A 16,477-nucleotide genomic window follows, 5' to 3' on the forward strand; every position below is an offset into this window, starting at 1 on the left:
AATGGACCGATCAAAACGACGCGCGATTTCGAAGGAGTACTTCTCGAAGGACAGACTCGCAGAGCACCACTTCCGGTCGTTCAACGCGTTCCTGACGCGTGGCATGCAGGAGGTCGTCGACGAGAAGGCGACCATCGAGACGGACATCGGCGACAAGGAAGGCGAGGAACCGGTCCACGTGGAGCTGGGCGACGTTCGCGTCGTGACCCCGCGTGTGCGTGAGGCCGACGGTTCCGAAGAACTGCTGTACCCGCAGGAGGCTCGCCTGCGCAACATCACCTACTCCGCACCCGTGTTCATGGAGATGTCCATCGTGAAGGGCGAGGAAGGTGAAGAGCGCGTGGTGGACTCCACGGAGACCAAGGTGGGACGGATGCCCATCATGGTCGGCTCCGAGAAGTGTAACATCGCGGGCTTCTCCGACGAGGAACTCATCGAGATCGGTGAGGACCCCGCCGACCCCGGTGGCTACTTCATCGTCAACGGGTCCGAGCGCGTCCTGATGACGAGCGAGGACCTCGCGCCGAACAAGATCCTCGCGGAGTACGACACCAAGTACGGTGACGAGATCCAGGTCGCGAAGACGTTCAGCCAGCGCCGTGGCTACCGTGCCCTGGTGCTGACCGAGCGGAACCGTGAGGGCCTGCTCGAGGTCTCGTTCCCGTCGGTCTCGGGGAGCATCAACTTCGTGACGCTCGTGCGTGCGCTCGGACTCGAATCCGACGAGGAGATCGTCCACCGCGTCAGCGACGACCCCGAGGTCGTCAAGTACATGCTGGAGAACCTGGAGGCCGCCGAGGTCCAGTCCCAGGAGGAAGCCATCGAGAAGCTCGGGAAGCGCGTCGCCTCCGGGCAGGGCAAGAACTACCAGCTCAAGCGTGCGAACTACGTCATCGACCGCTACCTCCTCCCGCACCTCCACGAGGACGGCGTCGAGGAAGAGGACGTTCGCATCAACAAGGCGTTCTACCTCTGCCGGATGGCCGAGGCGTGTTTCGAGCTCGCACTGCAGCGTCGCGACTCGGACGACAAGGACCACTACGCCAACAAGCGGCTCAAGGTCTCGGGCGACCTGATGAAGGACCTGTTCCGGACCGCGCTGAACAAGCTGGCGCGTGACGTGAAGTACCAGCTCGAACGCGCGAACATGCGCAACCGGCAGCTGTCGGTCAACACGGTCGTTCGATCCGACGTGCTGACCGAGCGGCTGGAGCACCCCATCGCGACGGGGAACTGGGTGGGTGGCCGCTCCGGTGTCTCCCAGCTGGTCGACCGGACGGACTTCATGGGTGTGCTGTCTCACCTGCGTCGCCTGCGCTCGCCGCTCTCGCGGTCGCAGCCGCACTTCGAGGCACGTGACCTGCACGCGACCCAGTGGGGTCGCATCTGTCCCTCCGAGACGCCGGAGGGACCGAACTGTGGGCTGGTGAAGAACTTCGCCCAGGCCATGGAGCTGTCGCAGAACATCGAAGACGAACAGGAGCTCAAGCGCGAGCTCGCGTCGATGGGGGTACAGGGTATCCCCGGACTCGAGGGACAGGGAACGGAGCAACCCGCGGACGACTAAACAAATGGCAAGCCAACAGCGAGAAGCGAAAGTCTACGTCAACGGTAGTCTGGTCGGGACACATCCCGAACCACACCAGCTAGCAGAACAGATTCGAGAGGCCCGACGCCTGGGTGACGTCTCCGAGATGGTCAACGTCTCGGTGAAAGACCGTACCCGGGAGGTCATCATCAACGCGGACGCCGGTCGTGCCCGCCGTCCGCTGCTCGTCGTCGAGGACGGCGAGCCGCTCATCTCCGAGGAGGAGTTCGAGGCGGTCCAGAACGGCGAGCTGGAGTTCGACGACCTCGTCGAACACGGCTACGTCGAGTTCATCGACGCCGAGGAGGAAGAGGACATCTACGTGGCGGTCGATACCGACGACCTCAACGAGGACCACACGCACCTCGAGGTCGACCCGCAGCTCATCTTCGGTATCGGTGCAGGGATGATTCCGTACCCGGAGCACAACGCGTCGCCGCGTATTACCATGGGTGCAGGGATGATCAAGCAGTCGCTGGGGCTGCCCGCGGCGAACTACCGCATCCGCCCGGACACCCGCCAGCATCTGCTGCACTACCCGCAGCTCTCGATGGTGAAGACCCAGACCACCGAGCAGATCGGCTACGACGACCGCCCGGCGGCCCAGAACTTCACCGTCGCGGTCATGTCCTACGAGGGCTTCAACATCGAGGACGCACTGGTCCTGAACGGCGGCTCCGTGGACCGCGCGCTCGCTCGCTCGCACTTCTTCCGTACCTACGAGGGCGAGGAGCGCCGCTACCCCGGTGGCCAGGAGGACCGCTTCGAGATTCCGAGCCAGGACGTGCGCGGTGCACGCGGTGAGGACGCGTACACGCACCTGGACGAGGACGGCCTCGTCAACCCCGAGACGCGCGTCGGCGAGAACGACGTGCTGCTCGGCAAGACGTCGCCGCCGCGATTCCTCGAGGAACCGGACGACATGGGTGGGCTCTCGCCGCAGAAGCGCCGGGAGACCTCGGTGACGATGCGCTCCGGTGAGTCCGGTGTCGTCGACACCGTCACCCTGATGGAGGGCGAGGACGGCTCGAAGCTCTCGAAGGTGTCCGTGCGCGACCAGCGTATCCCGGAACTCGGGGACAAGTTCGCGTCGCGACACGGCCAGAAGGGTGTCGTCGGTCACATCGCACCCCAGGAGGACATGCCCTTCACGCAGGAGGGTGTGGTCCCGGACCTCATCGTCAACCCGCACGCGCTGCCGTCACGCATGACGGTCGGCCACGTGCTGGAGATGCTCGGCGGCAAGGTCGGCGCACTCGAAGGCCGGCGTGTCGACGGGACGCCCTTCACGGGCGAGGACGAGTGGGAGATCCGCGGCGGCCTCGAAGAGGCCGGCTTCAAGTCCTCTGGCAAGGAGATCATGTACTCCGGCGTCACCGGCGAGAAGATTGAAGCGGAGATCTTCGTCGGGGTCATCTTCTACCAGAAGCTCTACCACATGGTCTCGAACAAGCTGCACGCCCGTTCGCGCGGGCCGGTGCAGGTGCTCACGCGCCAGCCGACCGAGGGTCGTGCCCGCGAGGGTGGCCTGCGTGTCGGTGAGATGGAACGTGACGTGCTCATCGGACACGGTGCCGCGATGGCGCTCAAGGAGCGTCTGCTCGACGAGTCCGACCGCGAGTTCATCAACGTGTGTGGCCAGTGTGGGATGAGCGCGGTCGAGAACGTCGACCAGCGCCGTGTCTACTGCCCGAACTGTGGCGAGGAGACGGACATCCACGAGATAGAGATGTCCTACGCGTTCAAGCTCCTCCTCGACGAGATGAAGGCGCTCGGTATCGCCCCGCGACTGGAACTGGAGGACGCAGTCTAACATGGTAAGCTCACAGACACCGAAGGAGATCGGCGAGATCAACTTCGGACTCATGGACCCGGAGGAGTACCGAGAGATGTCCGCCACGAAGATCATCACGGCGGACACCTACGACGACGACGGCTTCCCCATCGACATGGGGCTGATGGACCCGCGCCTGGGCGTCATCGACCCCGGCCTGGAGTGCAAGACGTGCGGGAAGCACTCCGGCTCCTGTAACGGGCACTTCGGTCACATCGAGCTGGCCGCGCCCGTCATCCACGTCGGGTTCACGAAGCTCATCCGTCGCCTGCTCCGCGGGACCTGCCGCGAGTGCGCACGCCTCTGTCTCACCGAGGACGAGAAAGAGGAGTTCCGCGAGCAGCTCACCCAGACGCGACGACTCAGCGGCGACCTCAACGACGTGACGAAGGCCGCCATCCGGCAGGCCCGCAAGAAGGACCGCTGTCCGCACTGTGGCGAGATCCAGTTCGACATCCAGCACGAGAAGCCGACCACGTACTACGAGGTCCAGCAGGTCCTCACTGGTGAATACTCCCAGCGCATCGCCGCCGCGATGCAGCCCGACCCCGACGACGAGGACGACGAGGGGATGGGCCGCGAGGAGCTCGCCAACGAGACCGGCATCGACCTCTCGCGTGTCAACCAGATCCTCTCGGGCGAGTTCCGCCCGCGGGAGTCCGACCGCAAGAAGCTGGAGAAGGCACTGGACATCGACCTGACCGAGGAGGACATGAACAAGCTGATGCCCTCGGACATCCGCGACTGGTTCGAGGACATCCCGGACGAGGACATCGAGGTGCTGGGTATCAGCTCCGAGAAGTCCCGCCCCGAGTGGATGATCCTGACGGTGCTGCCGGTCCCGCCGGTCACCGCCCGTCCCTCCATCACGCTGGACAACGGCCAGCGCTCCGAGGACGACCTGACCCACAAGCTGGTCGACATCATCCGCATCAACCAGCGGTTCATGGAGAACCGCGAGGCCGGTGCACCGCAGCTCATCATCGAGGACCTGTGGGAGCTGCTCCAGTACCACGTCACGACGTTCATGGACAACGAGATCTCGGGGACGCCGCCGGCGCGACACCGCTCCGGCCGCCCGCTGAAGACGCTCTCCCAGCGCCTGAAGGGCAAGGAGGGTCGCTTCCGTGGCTCGCTCTCCGGGAAGCGTGTGAACTTCTCGGCGCGTACCGTCATCTCGCCGGACCCGACGCTCTCGCTGAACGAGGTCGGTGTCCCGGACCGGGTCGCAAAGGAGATGACCCAGACGATGAACGTCACCGAGCGCAACATCGAGGACGCCCGGCGCTACGTCCGTAACGGCCCCGAGGGCCACCCGGGCGCGAACTACGTCCGCCGTGACGACGGCCGTCGCCTGAAGGTGACCGAGAAGAACTGCGAGGAGCTCGCCGAGAAGATCCTCCCCGGCTGGGAGGTCAACCGGCACCTCATCGACGGTGACATCGTCGTCTTCAACCGGCAGCCGTCCCTGCACCGGATGTCCATCATGGCCCACGAGGTCGTGGTGATGCCGTACAAGACGTTCCGCCTCAACACCGTCGTCTGCCCGCCGTACAACGCAGACTTCGACGGTGACGAGATGAACATGCACGCCCTGCAGAACGAGGAGGCTCGCGCCGAGGCGCGCGTCCTCATGCGCGTGCAGGAGCAGATTCTCAGCCCGCGCTTCGGGCAGAACATCATCGGTGCCATCCAGGACCACATCAGTGGCACCTACCTGCTCACCCACGACAACCCGCAGTTCAACGAGACGCAGGCGCTCGACCTGCTGCGTGCGACCCGCATCGACGAGCTGCCGGAGCCGACCGGCCACGACGACGCGGACCGCCCGTACTGGACGGGTCGCCAGCTCTTCTCCGAGCTGCTCCCGGACGACCTGAACATGGAGTTCACGTCGAACACGGGCGACACGGTCGTCATCGAGGACGGCCAGATGATCGAGGGCACCATCGACGAGGACGGCGTCGGTGCCTTCGGTGGCGAGGTCGTCGACACCATCGCGAAGGTGTACGGCATGACGCGTGCCCGTATCTTCATCAACGAGGTCGGCGCGCTCGCGATGCGTTCCATCATGCACTTCGGGTTCTCCATCGGTATCGACAACGAGACGATTCCGGAGGAGGCCCAGGAGCGCATCGACGAGACCATCGGCGACGCGTACGACCGCGTCGAGGAGCTCATCACGACGTACGAGGCGGGCGAGCTCGAATCCCTGCCCGGTCGGACCGTCGACGAGACGCTCGAGATGAAGATCATGCAGACGCTCGGGAAGGCCCGTGACAACGCCGGTGACATCGCGGAAGAGCACTTCCAGGACGACAACCCGGCGGTCGTCATGGCCAACTCCGGTGCCCGTGGGTCGATGCTCAACCTGACCCAGATGGCCGGCTGTGTCGGCCAGCAGGCAGTCCGGGGCGAGCGCATCAACCGTGGCTACGAGGACCGCACCCTGAGCCACTACCAGAAGGACGACCTGAGTGCGGAGGCACACGGCTTCGTCGAGCACTCCTACACCGGCGGCCTGACCCCGCGTGAGTTCTTCTTCCACGCGATGGGTGGCCGCGAGGGGCTGGTCGACACGGCAGTCCGTACCTCCAAGTCCGGGTACCTGCAGCGCCGGCTCATCAACGCGCTCTCCGAGCTGGAGACGCAGTACGACGGCACGGTTCGGGACACCTCGGACACCATCGTCCAGTTCGAGTTCGGTGAGGACGGTACCTCGCCGACGAAGGTCGCGTACGACGACGAACACGGTATCGACGTGGACCAGATCGCGGACCGCGTGATCGAAGCGGAGTTCGAGGACGAGGACTCCAAGCTGGAGTTCCTCGGCGACAAGGCGCGCCCGACCAACCTCTCCGAGCACGCCGACTCACGTCGTAACCCCGACCTCCTGCAGGGGGTGGAATCAGATGACTGAATTCGACGTTTCCGACGACGTAGAAGCCGTCGTGGAGGACACGGAGCTCCCGCGACGACTCAAAGACGAGGTGTACCGCACGGTCGAAGAGCGTGGTGCGACGGTCGAGCAGGCCGACGAGATCGCTCGCGCGGTCCAGCACCGCTACCTCGACACGCGGGTCGACCCGCTCGACCCCGTCGGGACGGTGAGCGCGCAGTCCATCGGGGAACCGGGGACGCAGCTCACGATGAACACGTTCCACTACGCGGGTGTCGCAGAGATCGACGTCACCCAGGGCCTGCCACGGCTCATCGAGCTGGTGGACGCCCGGAAGACGCCGGACACGCCGATGATGACGGTGTACCTCGAGGACGAGTACGCGACGGAACGCGAGCGCGCCCACGAGGTCGTCTGGCAGATCGAGGCGACGAAGATCCTCGCACTGGGTGACATCTCGACGAACGTCGCCGACATGCGCGTGCAGGTCAGCCTGAACCCGGACACGCTCCAGGAGCGCTGGCCGACGATGGAGAGCACCGACGAGATCGCCGGCGAGGTGGCCGACATCATCGAGGACAGCCTCGGTGTGACGACCATCCAGCAGGGGACGAACATCGAGTTCGGCCCCGAGGAGCCCAGCTACCGCGACCTGCTCCAGCTGGTCGAGGAGCTGCGCGACATCACGTTCAAGGGCATCGAGGAGGTCACCCGCGTCGTCATCCGCAAGGAGGAGACCGACGACGGCGAGGAGTTCGTCCTCTACACCGAGGGGTCGGCCTTCGGCGACGTGCTCACCATCGAGGGCGTCGACGCGTCGCGCTCGACGTGTAACAACATCCACGAGATCCACCGCGAGCTCGGCATCGAGGCGGCTCGCGAGGCCATCATCGAGGAGACGAAGAACACGCTCGAAGAGCAGGGTCTCGACGACGTGAACATCCGGCACCTGATGCTGGTCGCGGACATCATGACGAACCGTGGTGAGATCGAGTCCATCGGTCGGCACGGCATCTCCGGTTCGAAGGAGTCCGTGCTGGCGCGTGCCGCGTTCGAGGTCACGGTCAACCACCTGCTCGACGCGGCCATCCACGGCGAGATCGACGACCTCAACGGCGTGACGGAGAACGTCATCGTCGGCAAGCCCATCAAGCTGGGCACGGGTGACGTGAACCTCAAGATGGGTTCGGTCAGTCGCCAGCCCGAACAGGCCGACTGATGGCGATCACGCTGTCCGACGAGGCGCGCCGTATCCTGGCGCTGTTCGAAGACGTGACGGGTGCGACCGGACGCGACTGTCTGGTCGACGACGACCGGGTCGTCGTCCTCGTCGCAGCGGGCGACATGGGCGAGGCCATCGGGCCGGGGGGACAGCACGTCCGCACGTTCGAGGAGAAGCTCAAGCGCGACGTGAAACTGGTCGAGGACGCGAGCCTCGTCGAGGACTTCGTCGCGAACGCGCTCGCGCCCGCGGCGGTGTACCACGTCACCATCAGCGAGAACGGTGACACGGTCGCGTACGCGGAGGTCGCCGAGGAGGACACGGGTGTCGCCATCGGCGTCGACGGTCGCAACATCGACGCGGCGCGTCGGCTCGCGTCGCGGCACTTCGACGTGGATGACATCCAGTTGACCTGAATTCAGGTCGACACCTCATCTCCCAGCAGAAATTTATCTACCCCGCCGTCGTATCAGTAGTCGTTACTATGGTCCACATTCGTTCCAGTGGGGGTGTCCCGAAGTGAAACTCGCGATGATCGGCTTCGGGCAGGCGGGTGGCAAGGTCGTCGACCGGTTCATCGAGTTCGACCGCCAGACCCGAGGGAAGACGGTTCGCGCGGCCATCGCCGTCAACACGGCGAAGGCGGACCTGCACGGCCTCGAACATGTCCCGCCGGAGAACCGCGTGCTCATCGGCCAGACACGGGTGAAAGGACACGGGGTCGGTGCTGACAACGAACTCGGTGCGGAGGTCGCACAGGAGGACATCGAGGAGGTACAGGCGGCACTGGACGGGGTTCCGGTCCACGAGGTCGACGCGTTCCTCATCGTCGCCGGGCTCGGTGGCGGCACCGGCAGCGGTGGCGCGCCCGTCCTCGCGAAGCACCTCAAGCGGATCTACAGCGAACCGGTGTACGGGCTCGGTATCGTCCCGAGTTCCCAGGAGGGTGGCATCTACACCCTGAACGCCGCGCGGTCGTTCCAGACGTTCGTCCGCGAGGTGGACAACCTCATCGTGTTCGACAACGACGCCTGGCGCTCGACCGGGGAGTCCGTGGAGGGTGGCTACGCGACCATCAACGACGAGATCGTCCGCCGACTCGGGCTCCTGTTCGGTGCCGGCGAGATCGAAACGGGCGACGTGGTCGCAGAGAGCGTGGTCGACTCCTCGGAGATAATCAACACGCTCGCGGGTGGTGGCGTCTCGACCATCGGCTACGCGGTGGACCCGCTCGGGGACCAGAAGAAGGGCGGACTGCTGTCGCGCTTCTCGAAGGAGGACCTCGACGAGGTGGACGAGACCAACCGCATCACGTCGCTGGTCCGGAAGGCGACGCTCGGGCGGCTCACCCTGCCCTGTGAGGTCCAGGGGGCCGAGCGGGCGTTGCTGGTCGTCGCGGGCCCGCCGAACCGGCTCAACCGGAAAGGCATCGAGCGCGGGCGGAAGTGGCTCGAGGAGCAGACCGGCTCGATGGAGATCCGCGGCGGCGACTACCCGCTCCCGAAGGAGAACGCGGTGGCGTGTGTCGTCCTGCTGTCGGGCGTGACCAACGTGCCGCGGATCAAGGAACTCCAGCAGGTCGCCATCGAGGCGCTGGAGAACATCGAGGACATCCGGTCACAGTCCGAGGCGAACCTCGAGGACCTGCTCTCGGACAGCGACGAGGAACTCTCCCCGCTGTTCTGAGCCCCGGTTTTTCGGATGTTCGAATCCTGTGTCACCCGGTAGCACCGCGCTGGGTTGCACCTGTACGGGAGCCCGAGACACCTCGCAGTGGTGACGACCGGGTCGCTGACAGGGTGTGCGTACGGCCTGGCACGGGACGCCAGGCGACCCGAACGAGCGGCGTTGCGCGGACTTTACTGGATAAAACGCTCGCAGAACCCGTAACTCGAATCTCTGAGACTGCCTCAGATTCCTTCTTTGCACCCTCTCGCGCCCGCTGGGGGCGTAACTCCGGGTCGAAAGAGGGAGGCTTAAGTGCCTCCGTCAGGTAGCGACTGATACTATGGCAAACGGCAAATACGCCGCACGCAAACTGAAGAAGGACCGCCAGAACCACCGGTGGTCCGACTCCGAGTACGCCCGACGCGAGCGCGGGCTTCGCAAGAAGTCCGACCCCCTCGAGGGTGCGCCGCAGGGTCGTGGTATCGTCCTGGAGAAGGTCGGCATCGAAGCGAAGCAGCCGAACTCTGCAATCCGGAAGTGTGTCCGCGTGCAGCTCATCAAGAACGGGAAACAGGTCACCGCGTTCTGTCCCGGTGACGGTGCGATCTCGTTCATCGACGAGCACGACGAGGTCACCATCGCCGGTATCGGTGGTGCGAAGGGTCGCGCGATGGGTGACCTTTCCGGCGTGAACTACAAGGTCGAGAAGGTCAACGGTGTCTCGCTCATCGAACTGGTCCGCGGTAACGCAGAGAAACCGGTGCGCTAAACATGGCAGCAGAAGACTCTCCCGAGCCGGAGAAGCCCGCCGGCACGGACGACGACACCGCCCGCGCACAGCTGTTCACGAAGTGGGACATCACTGAGATCGAGTACAGTGACCCCTCGACGGAGCGCTACATCACGGTCACCCCCATCGCGCACACGATGGGCCGTCACGCCTCCAAGCAGTTCAAGAAGTCCGAGATCTCCATCGTCGAGCGGCTCACCAACCGCCTCATGCAGACCGAGGAGAACACGGGGAAGAAGCAGAAGGCGCTGAAGATCGTCCGCGAGGCGTTCGACATCGTCCACGAGCGCACCGAGGAGAACCCGGTGCAGGTGCTCGTCCGTGCCGTCGAGAACGCGGCACCGCGCGAGGAGACCGTCCGCCTGAAGTACGGTGGCATCTCCGTCCCGAAGGCCGTCGACGTCGCACCGCAGCGTCGCGTCGACCAGTCCCTGAAGTTCATCGCGGACGGGGCACACAAGGCCTCCTACAAGACGGCCACCCCGGCCGCTGAAGGGCTCGCCCAGCAGCTCATCGGTGCCGCCAACTACGACGTCCAGGCGTACCCGATCAGCCAGAAGGAAGAGAAAGAGCGCGTCGCGGCTGCAGCCCGCTAACGTCTGCGATTTCTGTCTTTTCGGTTTTCTGCGTGTCGTGAGTGGCGACTTTCGGTTTCTGTTGGGCCCTGTCGAGAGTGTGTTGCTGACGGGTGGGTCTACAAGCATGTGACTCCGCCGATGGCAGTGGAGACCGTCACTGCAACCGCCCCGCACAGCACCGCACCCACACCCTCCCCAGCCGACTCCTTTCACTTCGCTTCACTCCGTTTCGCTCCGTTCCAGTCGCCCCTCGCGCGCTTTCGTCGGCTGGCTCACTTCGTTCGCACTGCCGCCAGCGCACGCCACGTGGGTTGGGTCGGCTCCCACGAACACAATCGTCAACCGGTATGATTTTACTGGTTGACGGGCCTCTCCCGTACATGGCAGATTCGGAATCACAGGCAGAGGGGTACGGTGACGTCGACCTCGTCGCGGGCGAGACGGTGAAGATGGTGGCCGGGTCGGCACTGTTCGCGGCGCTGGCCGCGGCACTGGCACAGGTCGCGGTGCCGATGCCGGGGCCGCTTCCGCCGGTGACGCTCCAGACGACGGCGGTGTTCCTCGCCGGCCTCGTGCTGGGGGCGCGGTGGGGTGGGTTCGCCATGCTCCTGTATATCGCGACCGGCGTCGCGGGGGCACCCGTCTTCGCGGAGGGGAGCGCGGGCCTGGGGACGCTGGTCGGGGCTTCCGGTGGGTTCATCGTCGGGTTCCTGCTGGCCGCCGTGGCCATCGGCGCGGTCGTCCACCGCGGGCTCGGGACGCGCTCGCTCGCTGCGGTGTCGGTCCCCACGCAGGTCGTGGCCATCTGTCTCGGTATCGCCATCATCTACGTCGTCGGCACGCCGTACATGGCGTTCGTGCTCGACTGGTCGCTCGGGAAGGCGTTCACGTTCATGCTCCCGTTCCTGCCCGGTGACCTGGCAGAGATGGCCGCAGTCATCGGGCTGGTCTACGCGGGCGAGCTCACCGAGCTGACTGGATGATACGGGTCGAGGACCTGGTCCATCGGTTCGGCGACCACGACGCGCTGGACGGCGTCTCGCTGACGGTTCCCGACGGGGAGTTCCTCCTCCTCGTCGGGGCGAACGGGAGCGGGAAGACGACGCTGGTCCGGCACTTCAACGGGCTGCTGGAACCCGACTCGGGAACGGTCACGGTCGATGGCGAGTCGGTGGTCGAGAACCCGGTCGCCGCCCGGACCAGCGTCGGGATGGTGTTCCAGCACCCGCGGGACCAGCTGGTCGCCTCGACCGTGGGTGCTGACGTGGCGTTCGGCCCGGAGAACCTGGGCGTGCCTCGCGAGGAGGTGGACCGCCGCGTTGCGGCGTCGCTCGACGCGGTCGGGCTGGCGGGCCGCGAGGACGAACGGGTCGACGAGCTCTCCGGCGGGGAGCAGTCACGGGTCGCTATCGCGGGTGCACTCGCGATGGAGCCCAGTCACCTCGTGCTCGACGAGCCCTTCGCCGGGCTCGACCAGCGTGCCCGCCGGTCGGTGCTGGCCCGGCTGGACGACCTGCACGCCGACGGGACGAGTATCGTCGTCGTCACGCACGACCTCCGCGACCTGCTGACCCGTGCGGACCGCGTGGTCGCGCTCTCGGACGGAAACATCGTCGCCGACGGTTCGCCCGACGCGGTCCGGGAGGACCTGTCGGGGGTCGCGGTCGACGTGCCATCTTCGTAACCCACCATGCTCGCTTACGCACCGGGTGACTCGGTCGCCCACGACCTGGACGCACGCGCCAAGCTCGTGTTCCAGATGGGCTTCGCCGTGGCCGTGTTCGCGAACCCGACGCCGTCGTGGCTGGCCGCGATGGCACTCGTCGCCGCCGCCTCGCTCGCGGCCGCGCGGCTCTCGCCGGTCGCGGTGGTTCACGCGTACCGGGTCGTCCTCGCGTTCTTGCTGGTCGGGCCGCTCATCGGGGCCCTGACGCTCGGGCCGCCCTGGCTGGTGCCAGCACAGGCGGTCGATTCGGCGCTGGCCATCACTCGGGTGATTCTCGTGCTGTTCGTGAGCATGGCGTACGTCACGTCCACGCCTGTCCGGGAGACCCGGGCGGCCATCCAGCGCCACGTCCCCGGGAAACCCGGGCGGCTGCTCGGCGTCGGGATGGCACTCACGCTGCGGTTCCTCCCGCTGTTACGCCGTGACGTCCGCTCGATTCGCGAGGCGATACAGGCACGGGGTGGCGCGAACCGGTCGGTCGTCGACCGGGCGCGACGGCTGGTACTCGTGGGACTCTCGCGGGCGATGGAGCGGGCAGACCGACTGTCGGTGGCGCTCCAGGCGCGCTGTTTCTCGTGGAACCCGACGCCGCCCGAGATGTCGTTTTCGCGGGTGGATTACGTGGTGCTGGCGGTCGGGGTGGGGCTCGCGATGGCGGGACTCATCCCAGTCGTGACCGGGGCCGTGGGCTGAGGGTCGATTACTCGGCTGACTGCGCTGCCGCGGCGTCCACGACCCGGCCGAGGAAGACCACCGAGTCGGTCTCGCGATGCCGGATGGCGAACAGGAACGGCCGGTCCGCGACGAACTCGAAGGGGTTCATCGGGGCGGACTCGTCGCCGACGACGACCCCGGTCGCGGCGGTCGCCTCGGTGCCGTTCTCGTCGACCGCGACGAAGCTCTCGTGTTGCACGTCGTCGATGGCGAGGCGTTCCGGGGTCCCGGGTTCGACCAGCCCGGAGAAGTCCGCGCGGTCGTGGTCGAAGGCGTCGGGCATCCCGAGGTCTTTCAATGCCTGGTTCAGGCCGACCTTCGTGCCGAAGGTGAACTTGGGGAGGACGACTCGCCCGTCGTTCGCTTCGAGCGCGTCGAACAGGGTGTGGAGGCCGTCGGCGTCCAGTGCTTGCTCGTAGGTCTCGAACTCGCCTTCGGGTGGGAGGACGACGACCATGCTGGCCGCGTCGCCCTCGTAGGGGAGTTCGACCGCCTGTACGCCGTCGACCTCGGCGTAGGGGACCGCCACGTCGGAGTGGCGCATCAGCGGGACCTGCGACTCCGTGCCGTCGAGCGCAGTGAAGGTCCCCTGGCTGGTGGTTTCCTCGGGGAAGGGCTGGGCCCACTTCGCCTTGAAGTAGACCGCGTTGGTGCCGACGAGCCGGGTCAGGTCGTTGATGGAGTCCTGAGGGAGCAACTCCTCGATGCGGTCTTCGGTCTGGTCGGCGACCCACGAATTGATAGTCTCGCGGGCGGCCTCGGGTTCGGCCGCGAAGTCGAGGGTCCGCAGGCCAGCGCCGTAGTTGCGGGCGACGGTGTCGAGATACTCGCTGCTGATGGGGTAGTCGGTCTGGCCCCAGAGGGCGTTCACGAGGTCCAACCTGAAGGCCTCGTCTTCGGCGTCTTCCGGGGTGTCCAGCGCGAGGTCGAGCCGGTTGAACGTCGGGTGGAGATCTTCCTGGTCCTCGACGTAGTGCAGCGTCTCGGCTATCTGGGCCTCGGTGTCGCCGCGGGCACCGGCCCACACCATCGCCATGGCGAGCGAGATGGACAGCGGCGAGAGGAACAGGTTCTCGTCGGGCTTCTCGGTCACCCGGTTGTGATGCAGGTCGAGCGCGAACTGGGTGTTGGCCCGGACCTGGTCGCGGAGTGTGTCGGTCGAGACCTCGGGGTCCATGTCGCGGGAGAGGTCGGAGGCAAGCAGGCCGGGCGTCACGTCGGGGCCACTGTTGCCGAGGCTCCCGAGACAGCCCGCCAGGGCCGGAATGGAGAGCGCGCCCGCCAGGGCGAGTACCTCTCGACGATTCCAGGTGTTCATGTCGGTACAGAGGACGTGCGAGTATATCTCGGCTCGCTTACCTAAAATAGCGGTTTGAACTTGCCGGTCCGACTCAGTCCGCGGCCTGTTGCCGCCCGAGGGCGTACTCCCGGGTCACGTCGACCAGGGCCTTGCGGTACTCGCTCTCGGAGGGGTCGTCCGCCAGCGTCGCGAACCGTTGCTTGAATCGCTCGACGCTCACGTCGGGCGCGTCGCCCGCGGCTACGCGTGCGAGGTCGTACATCGGGTGGTCGTCGTCGACCAGGTCGTGGCGCTCCACCAGCGCGAGTGCAAAGGCGGCGTTGACCGCGGTGATGTCCGGGTCCGACCCCGGCTGGATGGGCATCAGGCCCGCCCGGGGTGGGGTCGGCTGGTCGGCGACCGCCGCCGCCAGACTGGATTCGAGGAAGGAGACGAGCTTCTCGGGCGGCGAGACCTGCATCGTGATGTCGTCGGCGTAGATGTCCTTCATGTGGTTCGCGATCTGGTAGCAGTGTGCGACCTTGCGGCGCTCGACGCTGTTGCCCGCGAGCCCCAGGAACAGCGCCTCCTCGGTCGACTGGACGTGCGAGGGGTGGTTCTGCTCGTAGCGCACCATGTGCGAGAACTCGTGGATGGTGAGTTCGCGAGCCATCACGCTCGTCGCGGCCCGTCGGGAGATGTTGAGGACGTGGTGGTCGTCGTAGTGGCCTGTCCAGGTCCGCTCGTCGGGGTCGTCCCTGACGTGGACGTGAATCGGCAACTGGACGTCGGCCTCGGTCTCGAAGACGTCCCGGGCGCTCAAGAAGGGGGCCGTGGGCCCGGAACCCTGTACGCGAACCTCCATGCTATACAGTCACAAGCGTTCTACCCGTATGAGGGTTCCGGCCCCGTGTCCCGTTGCCGATACTGGGTTTCGTGGGCGCTAGAACGGCGTCGACCGGATGGACAGCGACCCACGCCACCAGCGGTCATCGAACGAGAAGCGGGCACCAGTCAGCGACGTGTACTGGCCGGGGTTCTCCGGGATGTAAGGAGTCATCCCGAGTCGGTCGGCCAGTTGGGCCAACCCATCGGACAGCTGGCCAGACTCGCTGTGGACGCCACCGATCCCGTTTCCGGTCACGTCGCGGAGGATGTCGACAGCTCCTGTGTCGAGGCCGGGGCGGTCGAAGACGGCGTCGACGACGGTCGATTCGACGTGGGCCTCAAGTTCCGCCCGTGACGATGCGACTTCTTCGATGCCGAACGTGTACCGCGTCAGGTCGACTGGGCCGCGCTCGGCACGCGGGACGAGGTACTGGTCACCTCGTCGGAAGTAGTCGAACGGGGCCGACGGGACGAGGTCGCTCGCCCCGGGGTCCATCTCGTGGTGGAAGGCGGGACCACGGCCCTGTAGCGGTTCGTCGTCCACGTCGTAGAACGAGCCGTGACCCGTCACCGCCTCGCGAGCACGCCGGACGAGCAGTTGGTCCGTCTCGGAGAGCGACGGCGGGGCTTCGGTGACGACGGTATCACCACTGCCCGGTTTCTCATCGACGAGGTCGAGGTAGAACACCCAGCGGTCCTCGGTGAACTCGGTCCGGTCGGTCTCCTCGACCGAGTGGTAGGTGCCGTCGTTCACGATGAACCTCGGTTCGGGCCGGGTCGTCGTCCCGAACTCCCGGTCGTAGGCGAGTTGCCACTGGACGGCCTCGGCGGTGCCCTGGTCGAGGAGCGTCTCGACGACCGACCGTTTGTACTCGGCCGAGTAGTCGATGGCCTGCTGTGCGTGGATCTCCGTTGGGTCCGTTTCGACGAACCCCTCGGTCAGCGCGGCCAGCGAGTCGGCGGCGTGGGACACCGTGAACGTGTACTTGGTCCCGCCGAACCCACCGAGACAGCCGGCAGCGCCGACGGTTCCTGCACCCGCGGCGAGTCGTGCGAGGAACCCCCGACGGGGGACCATGGTCGGCTTCATGACTTGACTGTCACCGCCGGCGGTAAATGCTTTGTTCGTCGACACGAGACCCGGTTCCGACGGTCTCACGCCGGTTTCGCCGCTCGAGTGACGTGGCTACTGTGCGTATCATTGACTCACCAAGCCGTTCCGAGGTGCCCGAAAACGGCCGTCTCACGGTTTCACGGCGAATCGAAAACAGCATACTTTTACCGCCTACGT

At 66.0% G+C, this 16,477-nt stretch carries 14 protein-coding genes; 11 read left to right on the forward strand and 3 right to left on the reverse strand.

Annotated elements, in window-relative coordinates; translation table 11 throughout:
- Position 1: 1 nt before the first annotated feature.
- The 11 genes from N6C22_RS04805 (at position 2) to N6C22_RS04855 (ending at position 12,998) form a co-directional block, all read left to right on the forward strand.
- Positions 2-1,567 carry a DNA-directed RNA polymerase subunit B'' gene (locus N6C22_RS04805; RefSeq protein WP_261649795.1) on the forward strand — a complete coding sequence of 522 codons (1,566 nt, stop codon included), beginning with the start codon at positions 2-4 and terminating at the stop codon, positions 1,565-1,567.
- A gap of 4 nt (positions 1,568-1,571) precedes the next feature.
- The gene (gene rpoB, locus N6C22_RS04810) at positions 1,572-3,401 is read left to right on the forward strand and encodes a DNA-directed RNA polymerase subunit B (RefSeq protein ID WP_261649797.1); all 1,830 of its coding nucleotides are present in this window, start codon (positions 1,572-1,574) and stop codon (positions 3,399-3,401) included.
- 1 nt (position 3,402) lies between these two features.
- A complete protein-coding gene (locus tag N6C22_RS04815) occupies positions 3,403-6,342 on the forward strand; it encodes a DNA-directed RNA polymerase subunit A' (RefSeq protein ID WP_261649799.1) in 2,940 nt (979 codons plus the stop codon).
- Positions 6,335-7,540: a DNA-directed RNA polymerase subunit A'' gene (rpoA2, locus tag N6C22_RS04820; RefSeq protein ID WP_261649800.1), complete on the forward strand. Its 1,206-nt coding sequence runs from the start codon at positions 6,335-6,337 to the stop codon at positions 7,538-7,540. The genes N6C22_RS04815 and rpoA2 overlap by 8 nt, the downstream gene beginning before the upstream one ends.
- Entirely contained in the window at positions 7,540-7,959 is a 420-nt protein-coding gene (locus N6C22_RS04825; RefSeq protein WP_261649801.1) for a NusA-like transcription termination signal-binding factor, read from the forward strand. Before rpoA2 ends, N6C22_RS04825 begins: the two co-directional genes overlap by 1 nt.
- Positions 7,960-8,062: 103 nt before the next feature.
- Positions 8,063-9,229, forward strand: a complete 1,167-nt coding sequence (locus N6C22_RS04830; protein WP_261649802.1) for a tubulin/FtsZ family protein — start codon at positions 8,063-8,065, stop codon at positions 9,227-9,229.
- A 322-nt stretch (positions 9,230-9,551) separates the two neighbouring features.
- On the forward strand, positions 9,552-9,980 hold the full coding sequence (locus tag N6C22_RS04835) for a 30S ribosomal protein S12 (protein ID WP_261649803.1): 429 nt from the start codon (positions 9,552-9,554) through the stop codon (positions 9,978-9,980).
- Between the two features lie 2 nt (positions 9,981-9,982).
- On the forward strand, positions 9,983-10,597 hold the full coding sequence (locus N6C22_RS04840; protein ID WP_261649804.1) for a 30S ribosomal protein S7: 615 nt from the start codon (positions 9,983-9,985) through the stop codon (positions 10,595-10,597).
- Positions 10,598-10,959: 362 nt separating this feature from the next.
- Positions 10,960-11,562 carry a biotin transporter BioY gene (locus N6C22_RS04845; protein ID WP_261649805.1) on the forward strand — a complete coding sequence of 201 codons (603 nt, stop codon included), beginning with the start codon at positions 10,960-10,962 and terminating at the stop codon, positions 11,560-11,562.
- Positions 11,559-12,263, forward strand: coding sequence for an energy-coupling factor ABC transporter ATP-binding protein (locus N6C22_RS04850; protein WP_261649806.1), 705 nt, complete (start codon positions 11,559-11,561; stop codon positions 12,261-12,263). Before N6C22_RS04845 ends, N6C22_RS04850 begins: the two co-directional genes overlap by 4 nt.
- A 6-nt stretch (positions 12,264-12,269) precedes the next feature.
- Positions 12,270-12,998: an energy-coupling factor transporter transmembrane protein EcfT gene (locus N6C22_RS04855; RefSeq protein WP_261649807.1), complete on the forward strand. Its 729-nt coding sequence runs from the start codon at positions 12,270-12,272 to the stop codon at positions 12,996-12,998.
- Between the two features lie 7 nt (positions 12,999-13,005).
- On the opposite strand, the gene N6C22_RS04860 is transcribed toward N6C22_RS04855, so the two are convergent.
- From N6C22_RS04860 to N6C22_RS04870, 3 genes are all read right to left on the reverse strand, one after another.
- Complete coding sequence (locus N6C22_RS04860) at positions 13,006-14,337, reverse strand: serpin family protein (protein ID WP_261649808.1); 1,332 nt, start codon at positions 14,335-14,337, stop codon at positions 13,006-13,008.
- Between the two features lie 73 nt (positions 14,338-14,410).
- Positions 14,411-15,163, reverse strand: coding sequence for a DUF5781 family protein (locus N6C22_RS04865; RefSeq protein ID WP_261649809.1), 753 nt, complete (start codon positions 15,161-15,163; stop codon positions 14,411-14,413).
- A gap of 78 nt (positions 15,164-15,241) precedes the next feature.
- Positions 15,242-16,276, reverse strand: coding sequence for a hypothetical protein (locus tag N6C22_RS04870; RefSeq protein WP_261649810.1), 1,035 nt, complete (start codon positions 16,274-16,276; stop codon positions 15,242-15,244).
- Positions 16,277-16,477 lie beyond the last annotated feature (201 nt).

Origin of the sequence: Haloarchaeobius sp. HME9146 (assembly GCF_025399835.1) — an archaeon.
GTDB lineage: Archaea > Halobacteriota > Halobacteria > Halobacteriales > Natrialbaceae > Haloarchaeobius.